This is a genomic window from Paraburkholderia bryophila (assembly GCF_013409255.1).
Lineage (GTDB): Bacteria > Pseudomonadota > Gammaproteobacteria > Burkholderiales > Burkholderiaceae > Paraburkholderia.
Map to the genome: position 1 here is coordinate 744,099 of NZ_JACCAS010000001.1, position 20,508 is coordinate 764,606.

Annotated in this window: 19 protein-coding genes; 4 read left to right on the forward strand and 15 right to left on the reverse strand. The window is 63.4% G+C overall.

Going from position 1 to position 20,508, the window contains the following annotated elements; all coding sequences use genetic code 11:
* Positions 1 to 19: 19 nt before the first annotated feature.
* The 5 genes from GGD40_RS03195 to GGD40_RS03215 all read right to left on the reverse strand — a co-directional run bounded on the left by GGD40_RS03195 (position 20) and on the right by GGD40_RS03215 (position 5,305).
* A complete protein-coding gene (locus GGD40_RS03195) occupies positions 20 to 1,234 on the reverse strand; it encodes a polysaccharide biosynthesis/export family protein (protein WP_179744864.1) in 1,215 nt (404 codons plus the stop codon).
* Positions 1,228 to 1,683, reverse strand: coding sequence for an arsenate reductase/protein-tyrosine-phosphatase family protein (locus tag GGD40_RS03200; protein WP_035550193.1), 456 nt, complete (start codon positions 1,681 to 1,683; stop codon positions 1,228 to 1,230). Before GGD40_RS03200 ends, GGD40_RS03195 begins: the two co-directional genes overlap by 7 nt.
* A 105-nt stretch (positions 1,684 to 1,788) precedes the next feature.
* On the reverse strand, positions 1,789 to 3,240 hold the full coding sequence (locus tag GGD40_RS03205; protein WP_179704854.1) for a UDP-glucose dehydrogenase family protein: 1,452 nt from the start codon (positions 3,238 to 3,240) through the stop codon (positions 1,789 to 1,791).
* Positions 3,241 to 3,288: 48 nt separating this feature from the next.
* On the reverse strand, positions 3,289 to 4,686 hold the full coding sequence (locus GGD40_RS03210; RefSeq protein WP_179742772.1) for an undecaprenyl-phosphate glucose phosphotransferase: 1,398 nt from the start codon (positions 4,684 to 4,686) through the stop codon (positions 3,289 to 3,291).
* Between the two features lie 451 nt (positions 4,687 to 5,137).
* Positions 5,138 to 5,305, reverse strand: coding sequence for a hypothetical protein (locus GGD40_RS03215; RefSeq protein WP_179704867.1), 168 nt, complete (start codon positions 5,303 to 5,305; stop codon positions 5,138 to 5,140).
* A gap of 41 nt (positions 5,306 to 5,346) precedes the next feature.
* On the opposite strand from GGD40_RS03215, the gene GGD40_RS03220 reads away from it, so the two are divergent.
* Positions 5,347 to 6,924, forward strand: coding sequence for a mannose-1-phosphate guanylyltransferase/mannose-6-phosphate isomerase (locus GGD40_RS03220; protein WP_179704869.1), 1,578 nt, complete (start codon positions 5,347 to 5,349; stop codon positions 6,922 to 6,924).
* Between the two features lie 289 nt (positions 6,925 to 7,213).
* Here GGD40_RS03220 and GGD40_RS03225 read toward each other — a convergent pair whose 3' ends face one another.
* Together GGD40_RS03225 and GGD40_RS03230 are read right to left on the reverse strand one after the other, a co-directional pair.
* The gene (locus GGD40_RS03225; RefSeq protein WP_179742773.1) at positions 7,214 to 8,533 is read right to left on the reverse strand and encodes a transposase; all 1,320 of its coding nucleotides are present in this window, start codon (positions 8,531 to 8,533) and stop codon (positions 7,214 to 7,216) included.
* Positions 8,534 to 9,117: 584 nt separating this feature from the next.
* Positions 9,118 to 9,414: a YciI-like protein gene (locus GGD40_RS03230; RefSeq protein WP_179704871.1), complete on the reverse strand. Its 297-nt coding sequence runs from the start codon at positions 9,412 to 9,414 to the stop codon at positions 9,118 to 9,120.
* A 448-nt stretch (positions 9,415 to 9,862) separates the two neighbouring features.
* Here GGD40_RS03230 and GGD40_RS03235 point away from each other — a divergent pair, with 448 nt between their 5' ends.
* The 3 genes from GGD40_RS03235 to GGD40_RS03245 all read left to right on the forward strand — a co-directional run bounded on the left by GGD40_RS03235 (position 9,863) and on the right by GGD40_RS03245 (position 11,801).
* Positions 9,863 to 10,159 (forward strand): PsiF family protein, encoded by a 297-nt coding sequence (locus GGD40_RS03235; RefSeq protein WP_035550208.1) that lies wholly within the window; start codon positions 9,863 to 9,865, stop codon positions 10,157 to 10,159.
* A 212-nt stretch (positions 10,160 to 10,371) separates the two neighbouring features.
* A complete protein-coding gene (locus tag GGD40_RS03240; protein ID WP_179742774.1) occupies positions 10,372 to 10,824 on the forward strand; it encodes a hypothetical protein in 453 nt (150 codons plus the stop codon).
* 383 nt (positions 10,825 to 11,207) lie between these two features.
* Positions 11,208 to 11,801 (forward strand): BPSL1445 family SYLF domain-containing lipoprotein, encoded by a 594-nt coding sequence (locus GGD40_RS03245; RefSeq protein ID WP_035550213.1) that lies wholly within the window; start codon positions 11,208 to 11,210, stop codon positions 11,799 to 11,801.
* A gap of 193 nt (positions 11,802 to 11,994) precedes the next feature.
* On the opposite strand, the gene GGD40_RS03250 is transcribed toward GGD40_RS03245, so the two are convergent.
* The 8 genes from GGD40_RS03250 to GGD40_RS03285 form a co-directional block, all read right to left on the reverse strand.
* Entirely contained in the window at positions 11,995 to 13,062 is a 1,068-nt protein-coding gene (locus GGD40_RS03250; RefSeq protein ID WP_179704875.1) for a glycosyltransferase family 4 protein, read from the reverse strand.
* A gap of 336 nt (positions 13,063 to 13,398) precedes the next feature.
* On the reverse strand, positions 13,399 to 14,565 hold the full coding sequence (locus GGD40_RS03255; RefSeq protein WP_179704878.1) for an AAA family ATPase: 1,167 nt from the start codon (positions 14,563 to 14,565) through the stop codon (positions 13,399 to 13,401).
* Positions 14,566 to 14,644: 79 nt separating this feature from the next.
* Complete coding sequence (otsA, locus tag GGD40_RS03260; RefSeq protein WP_179742775.1) at positions 14,645 to 16,057, reverse strand: alpha,alpha-trehalose-phosphate synthase (UDP-forming); 1,413 nt, start codon at positions 16,055 to 16,057, stop codon at positions 14,645 to 14,647.
* A gap of 168 nt (positions 16,058 to 16,225) precedes the next feature.
* Complete coding sequence (locus tag GGD40_RS03265) at positions 16,226 to 17,461, reverse strand: mechanosensitive ion channel family protein (protein WP_179744865.1); 1,236 nt, start codon at positions 17,459 to 17,461, stop codon at positions 16,226 to 16,228.
* A 191-nt stretch (positions 17,462 to 17,652) separates the two neighbouring features.
* Positions 17,653 to 18,009, reverse strand: a complete 357-nt coding sequence (locus GGD40_RS03270; protein ID WP_035550226.1) for a Rap1a/Tai family immunity protein — start codon at positions 18,007 to 18,009, stop codon at positions 17,653 to 17,655.
* A gap of 275 nt (positions 18,010 to 18,284) precedes the next feature.
* Positions 18,285 to 19,043 carry an ankyrin repeat domain-containing protein gene (locus GGD40_RS03275; RefSeq protein ID WP_179704883.1) on the reverse strand — a complete coding sequence of 253 codons (759 nt, stop codon included), beginning with the start codon at positions 19,041 to 19,043 and terminating at the stop codon, positions 18,285 to 18,287.
* 53 nt (positions 19,044 to 19,096) lie between these two features.
* Positions 19,097 to 19,888 (reverse strand): TatD family hydrolase, encoded by a 792-nt coding sequence (locus GGD40_RS03280; protein ID WP_179742776.1) that lies wholly within the window; start codon positions 19,886 to 19,888, stop codon positions 19,097 to 19,099.
* A gap of 64 nt (positions 19,889 to 19,952) precedes the next feature.
* A complete protein-coding gene (locus GGD40_RS03285) occupies positions 19,953 to 20,486 on the reverse strand; it encodes a GNAT family N-acetyltransferase (RefSeq protein WP_179704888.1) in 534 nt (177 codons plus the stop codon).
* Positions 20,487 to 20,508 lie beyond the last annotated feature (22 nt).

Sequence of the window (20,508 nt, forward strand, 5' to 3'; positions counted from 1 at the left end):
GCGGGCCTGGCGACGGCGCTTAGCGCGTCAGTTGTTTCAGGTAGAACAAGGTCTGCACGCTCGGCAGGACCTGCTGCAACACACGGTTAAAGGTGGTCGAAGCGGCGGTGCCCACGTACACGACGTCCAGCGGCTGCAACTGGAACTGCGAGGACAGCATGATCGAGTCCGGCTGCGTCATGTCGAGGCGGTAGACGTCCGGCGTGGTCGGATGGTCTTTCATGCCGCGCATCACGTAGATCTGACGCGGATTGGCGTCCGTGTCGAGAATCCCGCCCGACTGCGTAAGCGCATCGGCGATCGTCATGCGGCCGCGAATGATCGGCACCTGAATCGGCGTCTTCACTTCGCCCATCACGAAGATGCGGCTGTCGGTGCGGTCCGGCACGTTGATCACGTCGCCGTTCTGCAGCATCACGTTCTGCGTGGTGTCGCCTTTGTCGAGCATGCGATCGGCGTCGAGCACGTAGAGCTTGTTGTTGCGCGTGAGGCGCACGCGCTGAATGTCGGCGTCCGAATTCGTGCCGCCCGAACGCGTGATCGCGTCGACCAGCGTGAGCGGCACGTCGCTGACCGCGAGCGGGCCTGGCGTCTTCACTTCGCCGGTCACCTGCACCTTCTGGCCGCGATACGACAGCACGCGCACGTCGACCTGCGGATTGCGGATATAGCGCACGAGGCCGCTGCTCAACTGGTCGCGCAATTCGCCGACGGTTTTACCCGCGGCGCGAATCCGGCCGACGAACGGGAAGAAGATCGTGCCGTCGGCGGCGATGGTCTGGCCGTACGGATCGGCCTGGCCCGGCAGCGCGGCCGTGTACGGCTGCTGCAACGCGCCGCCCACCGACTGCGTGGTGTTGCCGCCCGCCGACAGCGTGCTGCCCTGCGGCGTGGTCAATTCCGGGTGATCCCACACGGTGATGCCGAGAATGTCCTGCGGCGAGAGCCGGTACACGTACTGCGACGGATCGCTGATGGTCGAGGTCGGCAGCACCTGAGTCTTCGCGGCGGCCTGTTGCGCCTGAGTGGCGACGAGCTGCGAATCGATCAGATGCACCGGATAGGTTTCGGCGGGCTGCGACTGATGCTGGCCGTCGTCTTTCAGACGCGACGTGTCGAGATAATTGCCCGGTGCGGTGGCGCAGGCCGACAGAAAGGACGTCAGCAAAAGTGAGGCGGCGAGTTTCGACTTGAAGTTCGCCGCTGAATGCGGTGCGAGTTTTTTCATCAGCATATTTTTTTCAGCCATCCCATGACCAGATGTTCGATGAGCACGAGACTCTCCCTATAAGCGGTTTCCGCGCAGCCGTGCGGGTCGGCGACGTCGGAGTCGGCTTCCCACTTGCCGAGCGGATAGACCTTGCCGCGCGCGGCCGGGTCGAGCGCTTCGACCGCGCCCACCTGGGCGCGCTCGGTGACCAGCACGAGGTCCGCTGAGCGCACCAGGTTGCGGTTCAGACGCCGCGAGTAATGGATCCCGGAGGCCACGCCCTGCTCGGCGAGCAGGCGGCGCATGACCGGGTCCATGCCGTGGCCGTCCATTGCGCGCAGGCCCGCCGAATGAAACGCGATCGGCGCCGAAGACGGCCGCGACACCGCGCGTTGCCGGGACTTGAACAGCATCTCGGCGGCCGGTGAACGGCACACGTTGGCATGGCAGACGATCAGTACATTGGCGAACATGGCAGGCTCCTTGAAGCGCGAGGTGATTCGGTGGGCCGCTTGCGGGGCGGCTGCATGCAGCCCGGGTGCGGCCCGCTTACGGCCCGCATGCAGCCCGCTTGCGCGTTAAGCGACGGCGCGGCGGACTGACTCGGCCACGTCCGCCGACGTGAGCGGCAAGCCGTTCGCGCCGACCTTGCCCGGCGCATTGCGCAGCGCGTGCTGACGGCCGATCGCGTGATACTCGATGCCGAGTTCGAGCAGCGCGTCCGGTTCGTACAGATTGCGGCCGTCGAAAATCAGCGGCGTCTTGAGGATCCGTTTCAGCGAATCGAAGTCCGGGCTCTTGAAGACCTTCCATTCGGTGAGGATCACCAGCGCGTCGGCGCCCTCCGCCGCTTCCATCTCTTCCTTCACGAACTCGAGGCGCGCATGCTGCTGCGGCACGTCTTTCAGATCGAGCGCGAACACGCGTTTCGATTCGTCGATCGCGACCGGGTCGTACGCTTTCACGCGCGCGCCACGGCGCAGCAGTTCGGCGATCAGCGGACGGCTCGGCGCTTCGCGCATGTCGTCGGTATTCGGCTTGAACGCGAGGCCCCAGACGCCGAACGTGCGGTCCGACAGGTCTTCGCCGAGACGCGCGACGATCTTGTGCGCCAGCACCTGCTTCTGCGTGTCGTTGACGGCTTCCACCGCTTCGAGAATGCGTAGATTCGCCTTATGGTCAGCGGCGATGCGGATCAGCGCCTGCACGTCTTTCGGGAAGCACGAACCGCCGTAGCCGCAACCGGCGTACAGGAAGTCGTAGCCGATGCGCGGATCGGAGCCGATCCCACGGCGCACCGCTTCGATATCCGCACCTACGCGGTCGGCCAGATTGGCCAGCTCGTTCATGTACGAAATGCGCGTGGCGAGCATCGCGTTGGCCGCGTACTTGGTGAATTCGGCGGAACGTACATCCATGTACAGCGTGCGTTCGCGATTGCGGTTGAACGGCGCGTAGAGGCGCTTCATCAGCTCGCGGGCTTTTTCGCCGGGCACGTCTTCGTCGCAACCGAGCACGATGCGGTCGGGCCGCGTGAAGTCGTCTACGGCCGCGCCTTCCTTCAGGAACTCGGGGTTCGACACCACCGAGAACATGTGATTGAGGTTGCGTGCGGCCAGCTCGGCGGCGATCACGTCGCGCACGCGCGAAGCCGTGCCGACCGGCACCGTCGATTTGTCGACGATCACCTTGAAGCCCGTCATATGGCGGCCGATGTTGCGTGCGGCGGCCAGCACGTATTGCAGGTCGGCGGAACCGTCTTCGTCCGACGGCGTGCCCACCGCGATGAACTGGATGTCGCCGTGCGCGACCGCCGCTTCGACGTTGGTCGAGAACGTCAGACGGCCGGCCTTGCGATTGCGCGCGATGATTTCCTGCAGACCCGGTTCATGGATCGGCACGCCGCCGTTGTTGAGCACGTCGATCTTGCGCTGATCGACGTCGAGACAGAACACGTCGTGGCCGATGTCGGCCAGACAGGCGCCCGTCACGAGGCCTACGTAGCCACTACCGATGATCGTCAGGTTCATGTATTACACCTCGCGAAATAAGGTTGATTCAGGAATGCGGTGAAGGACTCAGTACGCGTTGCTGCCTGCGAATCCTTTCCACAGTGTCAGCACGACGATCTTGATGTCGAGCCAGAAGGTCCAGTGCTGCATGTAGTACAGATCGAGCTTGACGCGACCCATCATCTTTTCGATGCGGTCGGTCTCGCCGCGATAGCCGTTGATCTGCGCCCAGCCGGTAATGCCCGGCTTGATCCGGTAGCGGTGCATGTAGCCCTTCACCAGATCCTTGTAGATGTCGTCGTGTTCGAGCGCGTGCGGACGCGGACCGACCACCGACATCTCGCCGCGCAGCACGTTGATGAACTGCGGCAGCTCGTCGAGACTGGTGCGCCGCAGGAACGCGCCGACCGCCGTGATGCGCGGATCGCGCCGCGTGGCCTGGGTGATCTTGCCGGCCTCTTCCTGGTGCAGCTTCATCGAGCGGAACTTGTAGATCTCGAACTGATTGCCGTCGATGCCCTTGCGCTTCTGGCGGAAGAACACCGGTCCCGGCGAACTCACCTTCACCATCACCGCGATCACGAGCATGACCGGCGCGAGCGCGGTCAACGCCGTGAGCGCGAACAGGCGATCGAACACGCGCTTGGGCAGCACCCGCAGATCGGTGATCGGCGACGCGGCCAGGTTGATCGCGGGCACGCCGAGCAGGTCGACCATCGGCTGATTGAACAGCGTCAGGCTGCGCACGTCCGGAATGAAGCGGATGTTCACGAAGTCGTTCTTCAGGTCCATCACGAAGCGGTGAATCGCCTTTTCCTTCGAGATCGGCAAGGCCAGCCACAGCTCGCGGATCGCACGCTGACGCACCAGTTGCAACATGCGCTGATAGTCGCGTTCCACCGGCACACCGTCGATCGCATTGACCGCGTCCGGGTCTTCGTACGGATTGATCGAGCCTTCCTCGTCGAACACCACGATCGGCGTGAAGCCCGCTTCCGGACGGCCGCGCATCTGTTCGATCAGAAAGCGCCCATACGGCGCGCCGCCGACGATCGCCACCGCGCGCTGATTGAAGCCTTCGCGGCGCAGACTGCGCAGCACCGAATAGACGATCACCTTGGTGACCCCCAGCAGCACGATCGTGGCCACCGCCCAGTAGACGAGCCACAAGCGCGACAGACTGTCCGAACGGTGCAGGCTGAAGCTGATCAGCACGCCGGTGACCTCCACCATCACCCAGCCGCCGGCAACCCGGCACAGCAGGTCGTAGAGCGGCTTGCCGCGCCAGGACTGATAGATGCCCAGCGCGGGGAAAAACACCACCACCAGCAGACAGTCGAACGCGAGCGACACGCGCTGCATGTCGTCCAGCCACACGAATTTCCCGCTGTGCACGGCCGTCGCCAGCGTCGCGCCGAGCACGACCATGGCGATGTCGATGATTCTCGATAGAACGCTCAGCATGCGCTGCCCCTCAGTTCGTCAGTCAAGTGCCATCCGTTGGTTAATTGAAAATCCGTCGCGCGTTTTTTTCTTCAGCGTGCTCCGGCGCCCGAACACGACGCCGGTCTCCGCGTTCGGCGGATCGATGCGCGACGCAGTAAAAAATTGAAGCCCTGCTAATTGCCCCGCCATTCCCAATTCAGAAAACCGGCTGAACAGCCGAACCGGGAAAGGCGAGTCGAAATGAGTGAATACCCTCGTACAGGTATAGATAAAGCTTTATTAAAATTCGCGCTGCAAGACAGCAAAATATCTCAAATTGTATCGGTCAAAGTTTCAGCATTTTTTTTGACTTTTGCTCGGCAATTGTTACCGGATTGCCGGTTCGATAGGCAACCTGAAGGCCTTTATGCAGGCCATTTCGATGCTTTCTGGTCGTTCGGAGACGGAAGCTTACGGGACGCCTGTTGCGTCACGTTTGTGCAAGGATCGCGCTAAAAAAATCGCCGGTTATTTTTTTCGGGTAATTTTTCTTTTTAAAAAATCCATCGGACATTTTTCCTTCACGAAATTCGCTATTTTTATCGGCCGTTTTATATAGTTTTCTATTTAACGCGCTTTTATTGATTCCGCTCTTCATGATAAAACTCGACGCATTCACCCAGCCTCGAGGAGTCCATCATGACAGCTCCGGTTACGGCCACGCCCGCCGACACCCGGTCCACGCAAGCTACGCCCCTGAACGTCAAGCTCAAGGTTCATCCCGTGATTCTGGCGGGGGGATCCGGCACGCGTCTGTGGCCGATGTCGCGCGAACAACACCCCAAACAGTTGATCGGCCTGCTCGGCGACGATTCGCTGCTGCAGTCCACCACGCGGCGGCTCGAAGGACTCGAAGCCGGCTATCCGCTCACCGATCAACTGGTCGTGGTCGCGAACGAAGAGCAGCGCTTCACCACTGCCGAGCAATTGCGCACGAGCGGCAAACCGACCCGTCTGATTCTCGAACCCACCGGCCGCGATACCGCACCGGCGCTGACCGTGGCCGCGCTGTCGATCGCCGCGCAGGACGACGACGGCATCATGGTCGTGATGCCCGCCGATCATGCGGTCACCGACCTCGACGGCTTCCACGCGGCCGTGACGGCCGGCGTGGAGCAGGCGGTCGCCGGTCATATCGTGACGATGGGTATCGTGCCGACACGGGCGGAAACCGGTTTTGGTTATATCCGGATCGGCGCGGCGCTGGGTGAACCGGAGGCAACGGGACCATCGCCTGGCATCCCTGACGATGGTGAAAACCCCGTCAGAGAAGGCACAATCCGCGCGCGCAAGCTCGATCGCTTCGTCGAGAAACCGCATCTCGAACTGGCGCAGCGCTATATCGAGTCGAAAGAATACTGGTGGAACAGCGGCATTTTCATCATGCGCGCGTCGACATGGTTGAAGGCGATTCGCCACTTCCAGCCGGCCATCTACGAAGCCTGCCACGCGGCCTACGCGGGCGGCAAAGCGGACGGCGACTTCTTCCGCCTGCAGCGCGACGCGTTCAGCGCGTCGCCGTCGAACTCGATCGATTACGCGGTGATGGAACAGCTCGGTAGCGATCAAAGCGCCGCCTCGGGCGTGGTCGTGCCGTTGCAGGCGGGCTGGTCGGACGTGGGCTCGTGGGACGCAATCTGGGACATCTCCGAGAAAGACGCCGATCAGAACGTGGGGCGCGGTCGCGTGATGTTCGAAGGCGCGACGTCGACCTTCGCGCATTCGGAAGGACGGCTGATTGCCTGCGTGGGCACGCAGGATCTGGTGGTGGTCGAAACGGCCGACGCAATTCTCGTGGCCGATAAATCGCGCGTGCAGGACGTCAAGAAGATCGTCGGGCGGATTCGCAGCGACGGCGGCCTCGAAGCGGCCAACCATCGCAAGGTGCATCGCCCGTGGGGCAATTACGATTCCGTCGACACCGGCGAGCGCTTCCAGGTTAAACGCATTGTCGTGAAACCGGGTGCGCGGCTCTCGCTGCAAATGCATCATCACCGCGCCGAACACTGGATCGTGGTGCGCGGCACGGCGCTCGTCACGCGCGGCGAGGAACGCTTTATCGTCTCCGAAAACGAGTCGGCTTATATTCCGCTCGGCGTCACGCATCGACTCGAGAATCCGGGCAAGATGCCGCTCGAAATGATCGAGGTGCAGTCCGGCTCGTATCTCGGCGAAGACGATATCGTGCGGTTCGACGATACGTACGGCCGACAGTAACGCCATCAGGCATCTGCAAACCAACCATCAAGCCAACCTGACCTGGGCCGTCGCCGAACGGCGGTCCGCCTCGGGTCGATCTGGGGTGCGTCTGGGTGCGTCAGGGGTCCATCAGGGACTGCGAATACAAGGCTTGAATCACACAGAATGAAGCGGGAACCTGCGGCGGTTGCTCCTACCGGCCGCGGGGTAATGCCAGACTTTTTTCTGTCGCCGCGCTTATCAACGCGCCAGTCGCCAAACTTGCCAATCCGTGTTTCAACCGCGTTCTAACTGCCAGCCGCCGCGCTCATCCTGCGTGAGAGATGAACTCCGGATAGGACGGATACCGTTCCGCCGACGTGCTTTCCGTCGTCGCGCTGACGACCGTGGTCACGACCTGCTCGCTGGGATAACGGCGCAACGGTCCGCGAAACGCGTGCAGCGGACCGTGCAACGGTGCGCCGTGATTGATCGTGACGGGCTCCGGCACATGACGCCTGGCGGGCAGTGGACGCGCCGGCGCAACAGCGTGCGATGGCGTATGCGAATGCACCGGCGAGGCCGCGCGTTCTTCCAGCAGCACGACTTCCTCAGCCGAAGGCGCAGCTTCCGCGGCGGCCAATGTCAGGCATTCGCGATCGATCCATTGCAACGCCCAGTCGAGCGCGTACTGCTGCGCTTCGTCTGCATCGGCGAAGCGCGGGCCGACCAGACCGGAACGCTCGACGCGTCGGCCGTCTTTCATGATCTCCGCCCACGCGCGATACATCACGTTGGGCACCTGCTCCGCCGCGACGAAAATCGTATAGCCACGCGGATCGTCGATCTGCGTGCCGCGCGGCGCGAGGCTCATCGACAGCGGACTGCGCAGGTCGTCGTCCGGCGGACTCGTGCGGCGAGCCGACGCGATCGCGGCATCCAGCAGGTCCATGGCTTGACCCACGGCGGACGCTTCGTCGATGCGGGGCAACACGGCGCGCATCGGCGGGCGCATGGCGGGCGCGAATGTTGACGCCCCCGCAGACACACCATTAGATACACCATTAGATACGCCGGCAGCCGCAAACGATCGACCCGGCGCCATCGGCGCACGCGTGACGGGTTGATGCGCCTGCTGCAGTGTCTGCGGCGGTTGCGCATTTGCGAGACCCGACAACTGACGCGTGATATCGGCGATCGGGTCGGCCGAACGCCAGTTGCTCAGGCTGCTCGACACGCCGGGCGCCTGCCACGACTCGGGACTCTTCCAGGACACGCCACGCAGACTCTCGTCGCGTACGCTCGGTGCGACGACCACCGGCGCGGACGGCTTGGCCGCGGCGGGCGGCACCGGTTGCGGAACGTACGCGAAGGTACGCCCGGTTTGCGATAACAGCCGAACCATCTCGAGCAGCGTGCCGTTCAACTGCCACTCTTCGAAACGGCGCCGGCAGGTCGGACCCGACGGATAACGGCCTGGCAGTTTCGACCAGGGCTCACCGGTTGTCAGAATCCAGAGGACCGCATTCGCGACGATGCGTGGTTCGGCGCGGGGCCGACCGCGTCGGTTTAGACGGACGGCCGGCTCATCGGAGACAAGCGCTGCTAGCAGCGCCCATTCGTCATTGCTTAGCTCATCGAAAAACATTGGGTTTTCTCCACGCAGCCTGGCCCGGCCGCGGCTTTGGACTCGCCACGGATTCAACTTTCACGATCCGTGTGCAGCCCTCGGTTGCACAAAAATGTTCTGTACGTTCTGTTGGCTGGTCAATACCGCCCTGACATGGTGCGGTTTGTCCCTATTGCGAAGCACAAAACGTGGTCTCACTCGTGCATGGGAGAATTTGTGCACGAAGCATACCATTCCCAGGGTTTGCGTGAATATCGTTGAGACAAGTGTTACGGATAGAAACAATCTTGTCCTTTTCGCTGCGTCATTTCACGTATTGCCGTCACAGAGATGCGGGTCGCCTCGGCCCCAACCCTCACTATTGCACAGCACAACGCAAGGGTAAATGTGGCGAATAGCCTTTACGAATCCAGCCTTTATGCGGTATCGCATTTCCATGCATTTTGGCACTCGCGCCGACGCGTGAACGGGTCGCCACGCGCGCCGCGAGGAGAGTGCGTATGCGTCATTACGCGCAGCGCCGCCATGACAGATCGGTCCGCTTGAACGCATGCACGTTGCATCGCATGTGACGCGTTTCGAGTGAAATCGATCTGTGGTTTCTAGCGCACAGGATGAGTCGCACCCTCGCCCACCACGGTCGTCCACGGGCGGACTCGCCATTGAGTTACGAGGCCAGCGATCACATACGGATCGGCTCTGGCAAAGGCTTCCGCGGCAGCCGGCGAATCACTCTGAAACAGCAGGACCGCGCCGTCGGTAGGCTCGGCCAGCGCGCCGGCGAGCAGCAGTTCGCCGCGGGCCACCGCCGCCCAAGCGCATTGCAGATGCGCGTCGCGATATGCGCTGCGTCGTTCGAGGTAGTCGGGCACGAGGTCATACATCAACAGGTAATGCATGGAGAGCCTCCTGAGACAAGATGGACGCCCGCTCAAGCCGACGCCTGCGAGCTGAGCTTTCTGGTCAATATTACCAATGCGGTCGGCAACGGAATTTCATGCCGATTTACTATTCAGTTGCATTCGCAGCAATATTCATGCTTCGCGTTAATTTTCTTTGATCAATCAGGAATTGCTAGCAGTTAATTCATTTTAAATAGCTATCGCAATTGATCTGGAATGCATAGCATAATTTCTCAATGCCGCCATTCGCCGAATCCCCTCCCCGGCGTCGCCTGAGCGCCGTCGCGTACGGGAAAACCAGCGCCCGAGTCTGTCAACCGGAATGCCCTTTTGTCCGTTCTGGCAGACAGCATTTGCCATAATGGTTATGCCGAGGGGCCCTGGATGCCGTTGACGCCCGCGCGCATGAACGACCAAAACGTTTTCACCACCGATGGAGTGTCACATGAAAATCCAATCCGCTATCGCTACGCTGGTACTGGGCGCCGTTCTCGTTTCGCCGGCGTTCGCGCAGAACAGCCAGCAAACCAAAATGGCCGACTGCAACAAGCAGGCCGCCGACAAGAAAGGCGACGACCGCAAGGCGTTCATGAAGACCTGCCTGTCCGCGAAACCGGCCGCCGCCGCGCCGATGAGCCAGCAGGACAAGATGAAGGCCTGCAACACGCAAGCCACCGGCAAGAAAGGCGACGACCGCAAGGCGTTCATGAAGACCTGCCTGTCCTCCGCGCCGGCTAACTAAGCCGCGCGGATCGGCGCCGCATCGCGGCGCCGTCCACACAGCGCCGCGCGTTCAAGCGCGGCGCATCACCCTTCCATCGAGCCGACATCCCGGTCGCGCGAACGCCCCGTTTTTCTTCTATGATGGCTGCGGAGACGGCCCACCCTCACACACAACATTAGACGGGCCGCCATCTTGTCGTTGATGCTGAAGAGCATCGATCGGAGGCAAGGATGGTAACGAAGCATAAAAACCGCTGGTTGAGGCGGTGGCTGGTCGTCATCATATTCTGGGCGGTGCCCGTGGCGATCGTGGCGGTCAGCGAGATCCGCGAGGAAATGGCGTACAACGCCGTCGACCTCGACCGCGCGCTGACCAGTTGGACCTTCACCGACGCACAACGCGCCGCCGGCGCCCCCGCGCGCTGCCACGGCAAGCCCGACGAGGCGCAGGCCGCCGGCTGCCCGGCCGACGTGCTGGCCGCCAATGCGCCGCGCCAGCAGGACGCGCGCAACGAATACAGCGTGCGTCGCACCACCTTGATGGCTTATCTGTGGCATGCATTCGTCGGCTACTGGATCGTGCCGGCCGTGACGCTGTTCCTGATCGGCGTGCTGATCGGCATGGTGCGGCGTGCGTTGCGCCGGCCGCCGCCGCCGGTCAAGAGTCCAGCGAACCATGGCTGACGAGCGCTGACGACGCCCACCCGCAACGCCGATCTGAGGCGTCGCGGCAACACTTTCAGTTCTATTGCAGCGCCGCCTGACGAGCCCGGAATCGGTAAAAAGAGACGTTTCGAACCGCGCTGACCGGGCGCCGCCGAAGTCGATCCACGTCTCCGGCGATTCGCCAACAACCCGTTCGAACGCGCCGCCGGGTCCGATCCGGCAGTCTTTTGCACCAGGTCAAATTTACTGCACGGCGTCTTACGATTACCCGCAAAGCCCCGCCACACAAGGCTTCACGCCTGGCAGCGAGGTACGCCTTTTCCGTTTGCGTGTGATATAACTCATAGGCAACCCGCCAAATCATCCGGCGTTGCGACCCGGAACCATCACGGAGAAAAACGATGCAAAGACGAAACTTCATGTTGAAGACGACCGCTGCGCTCGCTTTCGGAGGCCTTGCACTCGCTGGTTGTACGACTACGTCCAACAGCGACAATAAAAACACCTCGTCCACCGACGCATCGAAGCGTCAGTCGATCGACGCGAGCGTCGACGGCACCATGTCGCGCCTGTACACCACCGTGCAGGGTTCGCGCGAACTCGTCTCGAAGGCGCGCGGCGTGCTGGTGTTCCCGTCGGTGCTGCAAGCGGGCTTCATCGTGGGCGGTCAGTACGGCGAAGGGTCGCTGCGCGTCGGCGGCGGCACGGTCGGCTACTACAGCACGATTTCCGGCTCGTTCGGCCTGCAGGCGGGCGCACAGTCGAAGGCCATCATCTTCCTGTTCATGACGCAAGACGCGCTGGACAAATTCCGCAATGCGGACGGCTGGTCGGTGGGCGGCGACGCCTCCGTTGCGCTGGTGAAAATGGGCGCGAACGGCGCCGTCGACACGACCACGGCCACTGCGCCGGTCGAGGTATTCGTGCTGACGAATGCCGGCCTGATGGGCGATCTGTCGCTGCAGGGCACCAAGGTTTCGCGCCTGAAGATCTAAGGCGCGCAATCAGCGTGCTGGTCTGGCGGGCCTGACTCTGATCCGCCCGGTTCCGTGCGCGGCGGTGTGAGGCGGCGTGAATCGACATCAAGCGACCATGAGAAAACGGCGATGCGTTATAAACGCATCGCCGTTTTTTTTTGCCGTGCCGTACCGCGCGAAGCAGGCAGCAAGCGAGCCCGCTCGCTCCGCCTCAGCTTCCCGACTTGTCGATCACCTTGAAACGCGACCGCTTCTGCGCGCGAATCACCGACTGATACGCGTCCACGTACTGCTGCGCCATCCGGTGCGACGTGAAGCGCTCCTCGAAGCGTTGGCGCACGCCCGCGCGCGGCATCTTGTGCAGGCGATTCACCGCCGCCACCGCGCCGATCTCGTCCTCGACGATAAAGCCCGTCACGCCGTCTTCGAGCACCTCCGGCACCGAGCCGCGATTGAACGCGATCACCGGCGTGCCGCACGCCATCGCCTCGATCATCACGAGGCCGAACGGCTCCGGCCAGTCGATCGGAAACAGCAATGCATGCGCGCCCGACAAAAATTCGGCCTTCTGATGATCCGCGATCTCGCCGATAAACTCGACATGCGGCAGATCCAGCAACGGCCGAATGTCGCGCTCGAAGTACTCGCGGTCGGCGGAATCGACCTTGGCGGCGATGCGGATCGGCATACCGCAGCGGCCGGCAATGCGGATCGCGGTGTCGACCCGCTTTTCCGGTGAAATCCGGCCGAGAAACGCGAGGTATTTCTGCTCGACCGGCTGCGGCGTGTAGAGCTGCTCCGGCAAGCCGTGATAGACGGTGGTCAGCCACCTGGCCTGCGGCAACGGATGACGCTGCGCGTTCGAAATCGAGATCACCGGCGCGGTGTTGAACGTGTCGAACACCGGCTGCTGTTCGGGCAGGTCGAGGCGGCCGTGCATCGTCGTGACGAACGGCGTGTCCTGACGCTTGAAGACCGAGAACGAGTAATAGTCGAGGTGAAAATGCAGGACGTCGAACTGGTCTGCCTGGCGGCGCACCAGTTCCATCAACAGCATGTGCGGCGCCACGCGGTCGCGAATGCCCGGATCGAGACGCAGCGCGCGCGGCCACACCGGCTCGAGCTTCGCGCTGGTCACCGAGTCGCCGCTCGCGAACAACGTCACGTCATGGCCAAGCTCGACCAGCGCCTCGGTGATGTACGACACGACGCGCTCCGTGCCGCCGTACAGCTTGGGCGGCACCGATTCGGTCAAAGGGGCGATCTGGGCAATCTTCATAGCAGGTTTGTCTCCGTAAACTGACGGCTTGCGCGTTGCGGCGGGGCGCGTCAGCGACGCTCTCCGCGCAGGGCGACGCCGATTGCGCCGGTCGATGCAAAGCGCATCTGCATGACCGGCATCGAATCATTATTCACCACAGGACAACAAAAAGCGCCACGTCTTGCATTTCCCTGGCGCTGTTACATTCAGCTTACATTGCACGGGGCGTTGGGCACAGTCGGGCAAACACCGCACGGGGTTGCCTGTTCAGTCTCGGGCCCGCGTCAAGGCCGCTTCGAGGCCGCCTGAGGCCGCGTCAGGCGCTTATCGGGCCGAACAATCGCAAGGCCGCAATTATCGCGCCGGCCATTTCCACGCGGGCAGGTCGCGATCGTCCGCATCGGCGATCCGGGTGGCGCCGAAATGCTTCTCCAGCACGATGGATTGACTCTCCTCCTCGCGTTCGAGCGCCGCGATCAAGCGCGCGGCATGCGACACCACCAGCACCTGCGAATGCAACGCCGCCCGCGCGATCAGGCGGGCCAGCGCCGGCAGCAGATCCGGATGCAGGCTCGTCTCCGGTTCGTTCAGCACCAGCAACGCGGGCGGACGCGGCGTCAGCAACGCGGCGACCAGCAGCAGATAGCGCAAGGTACCGTCGGACAACTCCGCGCCCTTCAGTGGCCGCAGCAGGCCGTGCTGACGCATCATCACTTCGAAGCGGCCGTCCTGTGTCGAGATGTCGAGTTGCGAGCCGGGAAAAGCGTCGTCGATGGCCGCCGCGAGCGCCGTGGGGTCGCCGATCTCGCGGATGGTCTGCAAGGCCGCGGCGAGGTCCGCGCCGTCGTTGGACAGCACCGGCGTATGCGTGCCGATCTGCGGCAGGCGCGCGGCGGCGTCGGCGTCGGTGCGGAAATGGTCGTAGAAGCGCCACGAGCGGATCTGCTCGCGCACCGTGATCATTTCTGGCGCGGTCCGTGGGTCGGAGAACTCCGTCATCATGCTGTCGAAACTGGCGACCGGTTGCGGGATGGTCTGCCAGTCGCCCTGCTCGTCGCGCGTGCGCAGCGCCGGGCCCTGCCGGTCGACCAGCAACGCCGACGGCCGCAATACCGGCCCGCTCCAGATGCACTCGCGCTTGATGGTGGGGTCGAGCGGGAACAGCGTGTCCTTGTTGAGCGGCGGCAGACCGAGATCGATCGCGTAGCCGAACTGATCGCCGGCAAAGCCGAGCCGCAGGCTCACCGGATCCTTGCGGCGCAGCGGCTCGATCGGCAATTCGCCCGCCAGCATGCCGCGCGAGAAGCGCTCCGGACCGGCCCATAGCGTGGACGGCAAACCGCCTTCGCGCGCCAGCGACGTAATCACACCGCCGCGCGCCGTTTCCGCCAGCAGACGCAGCGAGCGATACACGCTCGACTTGCCGCTGCCGTTCGCGCCGGTGATCACGTTCAGGCGGCCGAGCGGCACGACCAGTTCGCGCAACGACCGGTAACCGGCAATGGCCAACGTCGTCAGCATGCGGACGACGCCCGGTCGAATGCGCCGCGCAAAGCGAGCCACAGCCCGCGCGATAAAACCCTCCGTTCAACACGCCTCATCACCGGTGCCCGCCGCCCTTGCCCGGCTTCTGCACCGGCACGCTACGCAAATCCGCCAGGAACGTATCGCGCCACACGCCGAGATCATTCTTGCGCAACGCCGCCATGTTGATCTCGTGACGCCGCTGACGCGCGTCGAGCGGCATCTGCAACGCGCGCTGCAAGGCTTCGCACATGCCGATTGCGTCATGCGGATTGACCAGCAACGCGCCGCTCAACTCGGCCGCCGCGCCCGCGAAAATCGACAGCACCAGCACGCCGGGGTCGTCCGGATTCTGCGCGGCCACATATTCCTTCGCGACCAGATTCATGCCGTCATGCAGCGGCGTCACGAAACCGATCTGCGACTCGCGAAACAGCGACATCAGTTTCCATCGATCGTATTGCTGGTTCAGATAACGGATCGGCGTGTAGTCGAGCCCCGAGTAGCGACCGTTGATGCGCCCTGCTTCGTACTCCAGATCCTGGCGGATCTTCTGATACGTGACGACGTCCGAACGGGTGGGCGGCGCGATCTGCACCAGCGTGACGTTGCCGCGCCATTCGGGCGAGCGTTCCAGCAATTGCTCGAAGGCCCGGAAGCGTTCGACCAGCCCCTTCGAATAATCGAGCCGGTCGACGCTCATGATCAGCTTGCGCCCTTCGAGACTCTGCTTGAGGTCGAGCACATGCTGGCGGCTTTCGTAGCGCTGCGCCTGCTCGGCGATTTCGTCCGGGAACACGCCGATCCGGTAAACGCCGGTGCGCAGCTTGCGGCCGAACGCTTCGACGCGGCCGTCCGCGCTCACCGAGCCGCGCGCGTGGCGTGTTGCGTAGTCGTGGAAGGCGAGCTCGTCGGTGGCGGTCTGAAAGCCCAGCAGGTCGTAGCACGACAGCGACTTCACCAGCTCTTCGTGCGGCGGAATGTTGAGCAGAATCTGCGGCGCGGGAAACGGAATGTGCAGGAAGAAACCGATGCGGTTCGTGATGCCCTCGTTGCGCAACGCTTCGGCGAACGGGATCAGATGGTAGTCGTGAACCCAGATCACGTCGTCGGGTTCGAGCAGCTTGATCAGCTTGTGCGCGAGCCATGCGTTGACGCGCCGGTAGCCCGCGTATTCTTCGCGCTCGTAGCGCGCGAGGTCGTTGCGGTAGTGGAATACCGGCCACAGCGTCGCGTTCGAAAAACCGCGGTAATACTGGTCGTAATCCTTGCGTGTGAGGCCGACGGTCGCGAAGGTCACCGCGCCGTCCTGCTCCAGCGTCGGACCGGCATTGGCGACGGTCTCGCTGACCACGTCGCCACTCCAGCCGAACCACACGCCGCCCGCGTCTTTCAGCGCGCCGAATACGCCGACCGCGAGACCGCCGGCCGAGCCCTTGGTTTCCGTCGGCGTGGCGACGCGATTCGACACGACGATAAGTCGGCCCATGATGTGCCCTCCTTGGTTCGTGCGGCGCGAAGCACGCCCCTGCCGCGCCGGATTCGTGAGTCAGTGGACCATTCGACCGCTTTAGTGCCCGATCAGTTGCATCGATCTGCAAGCGGATGAATGCGGTTGGCGGTGGTAAGCCGCGTCGCGTCGCGTCGCGCCGCTCCGTCAGACTTTTTCCTGCGCCTTGGTCTTCACCTGCGCCGCGGCATCCGCCACCGGCCCCCTCCCACTACGGCTCGCCACCGGATCGGCCTCGGTATGCGCAACCGTGCTACCGGCCGGCGTATGCAAGCCGCGCGGCACCCAGTCGAGCGGTTCGCCCTTACCGTTCTCGAGTTCGGCCGACACGTCGGCGCGCGCCCGCGGCAGGTACTGCGGATAGTACTTCTGGATAAATTCGAGCAACCCCTCGCGCACGCGGCAGCGCAAGTCCCAGTTCAGCCCCGAATCGAGCGAACTGACCAGCGCGCGCAACTGCATCGACCGTTCGGTGCCGTCGGTGACCTGCAGCACCTGCACGCGGCGATCCCACTCGGGCGCGGCCTCGACGATGCGCGCCAGTTCCTCTCGCAACGGCGCGAGCGGCATCCGGTAATCGACGTACAGAAACACCGTGCCGATTATCTGCGAACTGCTGCGCGTCCAGTTGGCGAACGGATTTTCGATGAACCACTGCAACGGCACGATCAGCCGCCGTTGATCCCACAAACGCACCGACACGTACGTGCCGGTGATTTCCTCGATGCGCCCCCACTCGCCCTGAATCACGACGACGTCGTCGAGCCGGATCGGCTGCGACAGCGCGATCTGCAGGCCGGCGATCAGATTGCCGAGCACCGGCCGCGCCGCGATACCGGCGACCAGCCCCGCCACGCCCGCCGACGCCAGCAGGCTTGCGCCGATCTGCCGGACGTTCGGGAAGGTCATCAGCGCGCCGCCCACCCCGATAATCACGATCACCAGCATCACCGAACGCGCCAGCACGCGTGCCTGCGTATGGATGCGGCGAGCCTGCAGGTTGTCGGCGGTATCCAGCGGATGAGCCTGGATGATCGCTTCGCCGATCGCGGCCGCCGAGCGCACCGACAGCCACGTAATGGCGCCGATCATTGCGATGCCGGCGGCGTCGCGCAGCGGCGTGATAAACGTGAGCGTGTCCGGCGCCTCCCACCACACCGCCTCCAGCGCGAGGATCACGAGGAACAGGCGCGACGGTTTGTCGATATAGCGCAGCACCACGCTGGTCAGCGGATAAGGCCGCGCGATGCGCGTGACGATGCGCGCGCCGACCCGCTGGATGCCGAGCGCCAGCAGCGCCGCGACGACCGACACGATCAGCGCGCCGAGCCAGGTATGCAGCGGCGCTTCGGCGATACGGGCGAAGTCGTCGAGAGTGGGCACGGGGGGCATGGTCCTCCTGACTTGAGGGATGGGGATGGACGGGCCATACGACGGCGGGTCGAACACAAACCCGGGGCGGGTTTCAGACCGATTCAGCCCATATCGTGCCAGGCCGAAGGAGAAAGCGCGATCCATGCCGAGCGCCCGGTGCGCGCTCGTCGAGCGTGCACCGGGCGTCGAGCCTATTCAGATCAATTACCGCTCTTGCAAGGAAATGCCTTACCGAGCCCAAGCGAGATCGCCGTACTGGCGTTATAGCCCGCGACGATCGGATTTTCCGCGATGTACTTGCGCACCGCGTCGGTCAACTGCGCCGAGCGCGCGTCCTGCGGCAAGCAGAAATACTGGCCGACTCGCGGCCCGGTCGTGCCGCCGATTGCGTCGATGGTATTGAAGATGCCGTCGGCGGCGCCTTCGATATAAGCCGCGCATGCGCTGCGCGATGCCACGTCAGTCTTGGTGCACAGCTTGTTGAGGTCGCCCCCCGTGAACGCGGCTGCCGATAGCGGTACGGCAAGCGCGCTGGCGAAAATCAAAGCCCGCAGCATGGTGTTCCTTTCCAGGGTCGTTTATCAGGCGGTCTTTCGCCGCATCCGGACGGCGCGCCCAGGCGGCGCGCCAAAGTCGTCATTCTGCACTGTTTTGCGAAGCGCAAGCGCGTCAACTGGCGCTATCTGCAGGCAAAACTGCGGGGAACGGGTGAACGGTGCTGTGCCGCGTTCACGCTTCGGCACTTCGGTACCTCGGTGCTTTGCCATTCCGGCACCTCGGCGTTTCTACCCGTCAGTGCGCTGTACGCGCCCGCTCACCATTCCCGCGCCGTTTACTTCTGCTGCATCTGCTGCAGCCGCGCGGTCAGCCCTTCAACCACGTCCGGCTCTTTATAAGTCTTCGCGAAATCGAGCGCCGTCAGGCCGATCTGGTTCTTCACCGTCAGATCCGCGCCGTTGTCGAGCAGCAGCTTCACCGTCGACACATGGCCGCCGCGCGCCGCCATCATCAGCGGCGTGGTGCCGTTCGGCGAGCCTGCGTCGACGTAGGCCGAATGGTCGAGCAGCACCTTGACGATGTCGTCGTGGCCGTTCGCGGCCGCGTAATGCAGCGGCGCCCAGCCCTTCTTGTTCACTTCGGCGTCTTTCGCGATCAACTGGTTGACGAAATCGAGGTCGCCGTTCAGCGCGGCCATCATCATCGCGTTCTCACCGGCCTTGTCCTGAATCTCGATATTGGTCTTCGGATTCGCGAGCAGCGCGGCGCCCACCTTGTCCGATTTTTCGCGCGCGGCGATCACCAGCAGCGGAATGCCCTGGTTATCGACGCTGTTCGGATCCATACCCTTGGCGAGCAACTTGTTGACGCCGTCGACGTCGTCGAACTTGACCGATTTGATCAGCGAGTCGATCGGCGCGGCCTGAGCCGGCGACGCGATCAGCGTGCTCAAGGTGACGCAAGCCAGCGTCGCCGCGAACACCGAGCGCAGCGCGCGCGACGCGCGCAACACGCTGCGGCGCGCCGGAACCCGCGCGCTGCGCGCGGCGGAAGTCTTTTGAATAGCAACGATCGACATCGGAATATTTCTCATATTGTGCTTTAGGAACCTTCCCTATCCTTTTGAATTTTATCGACTTTGTAAGGTCACGCACCAGTCGGCACGGGAATTTTAAAGAGCCGGAAGAAGTTTTGCGTCGTCGCGGCGGCCAGCGCCGTGTCCGGCATCTCGCGTTGCTGCGCGATGTAGCGTCCGACATAACTCACGTACGCAGGTTCATTGGGCTTGCCGCGATACGGCACGGGCGCGAGGTACGGCGAATCGGTTTCGATCAGCAAACGCTCGAGCGGCACGCGGCGCGCGACGTCCTGCACGTCGGTCGCGCTCTTGAAGGTGACGATGCCCGACAGCGAAATGTAAAAATTCTGCGCCAGCGCCTGTTCGGCAACAGCCCACGGCTCGGTGAAACAATGCATCACGCCGCCCGGCTCGCTCGCGCGCTCCTCGGCCATGATGCGCAGCGTGTCTTCCGACGACGAGCGCGTGTGGATGATCAACGGCTTGCCCGTGGCGTGCGCCGCGCGGATATGCGTGCGAAAGCGCTCGCGCTGCCACTCCATGTCGGCGATCGTTCGGCCTTCCAGACGGTAGTAGTCGAGCCCGGTCTCGCCGATCGCCACCACCTTCGGATGCGCGGCCAGTTCGATCAGCTCGGCCAGACTCGGCTCGCGCATGTCCTCGTGATCCGGATGCACGCCCACCGACGCGTAGACGTTATCGTGCTGGCTGGCGATCTCCAGCACCGACGGCAGCGTCTCCAGATCGACCGACACGCACAGCGCATGCGTGACCGAATGGCTGCGCATATTCTCGAGCACCTGCGGCAGGCGGTCGGCGAGTCCTTCGAAGTTGATGTGGCAGTGCGAATCGACAAACATGGTGAGGTCCTGCGTAAAAATGGCGTGAGGTGAATCGGGCGGCTTCGGGCGGCCTTAGTCGGGTTTAGTCGACTTCGGCGGCTTCCGTCGGCGCGTCGAGGCGCTTGCCGAGAATCACCAGATCGCGCTCCACGTCGTCCAGCACGGCGACTCGCGGCAGCGAACCCCACGTGTCGAAGCCGAAGCCGCGGAACAGCCGCAAGCTCGCATCATTGTGGCCGAAGATGAAACCCAGCACCGTGTCGATGCCGAGCGCCGGCGCGGCCGCCAGCGACGCCGCCAGCAGTTGCTTGCCGAGGCCGTGGCCACGGGCGCTTTCGTCGAGATAGATGCTGACTTCCGCCGTGCGCAGATAGGCCGGCCGGCCGTAGAAATCCGAAAAGCTCAACCAGGCGATCACGCGGCCGGGCTGCTGCGAATCTTCCACCACCCACAACGGACGCTTATGCGGGCCGTGCGCGTGAAACCACGCCAGACGGCTTTCGACGCTGACCGGTTCGAGGTCGGCGGTGACTTGCCGCGACGGCACGGTCGAGTTGTAAATAGCGACGATGGCGGGCAGATCGTCGAGCGTGGCATCGCGGTAGGCAAGGCTCATGGTGCGTTGAAGGTGAGGTAGA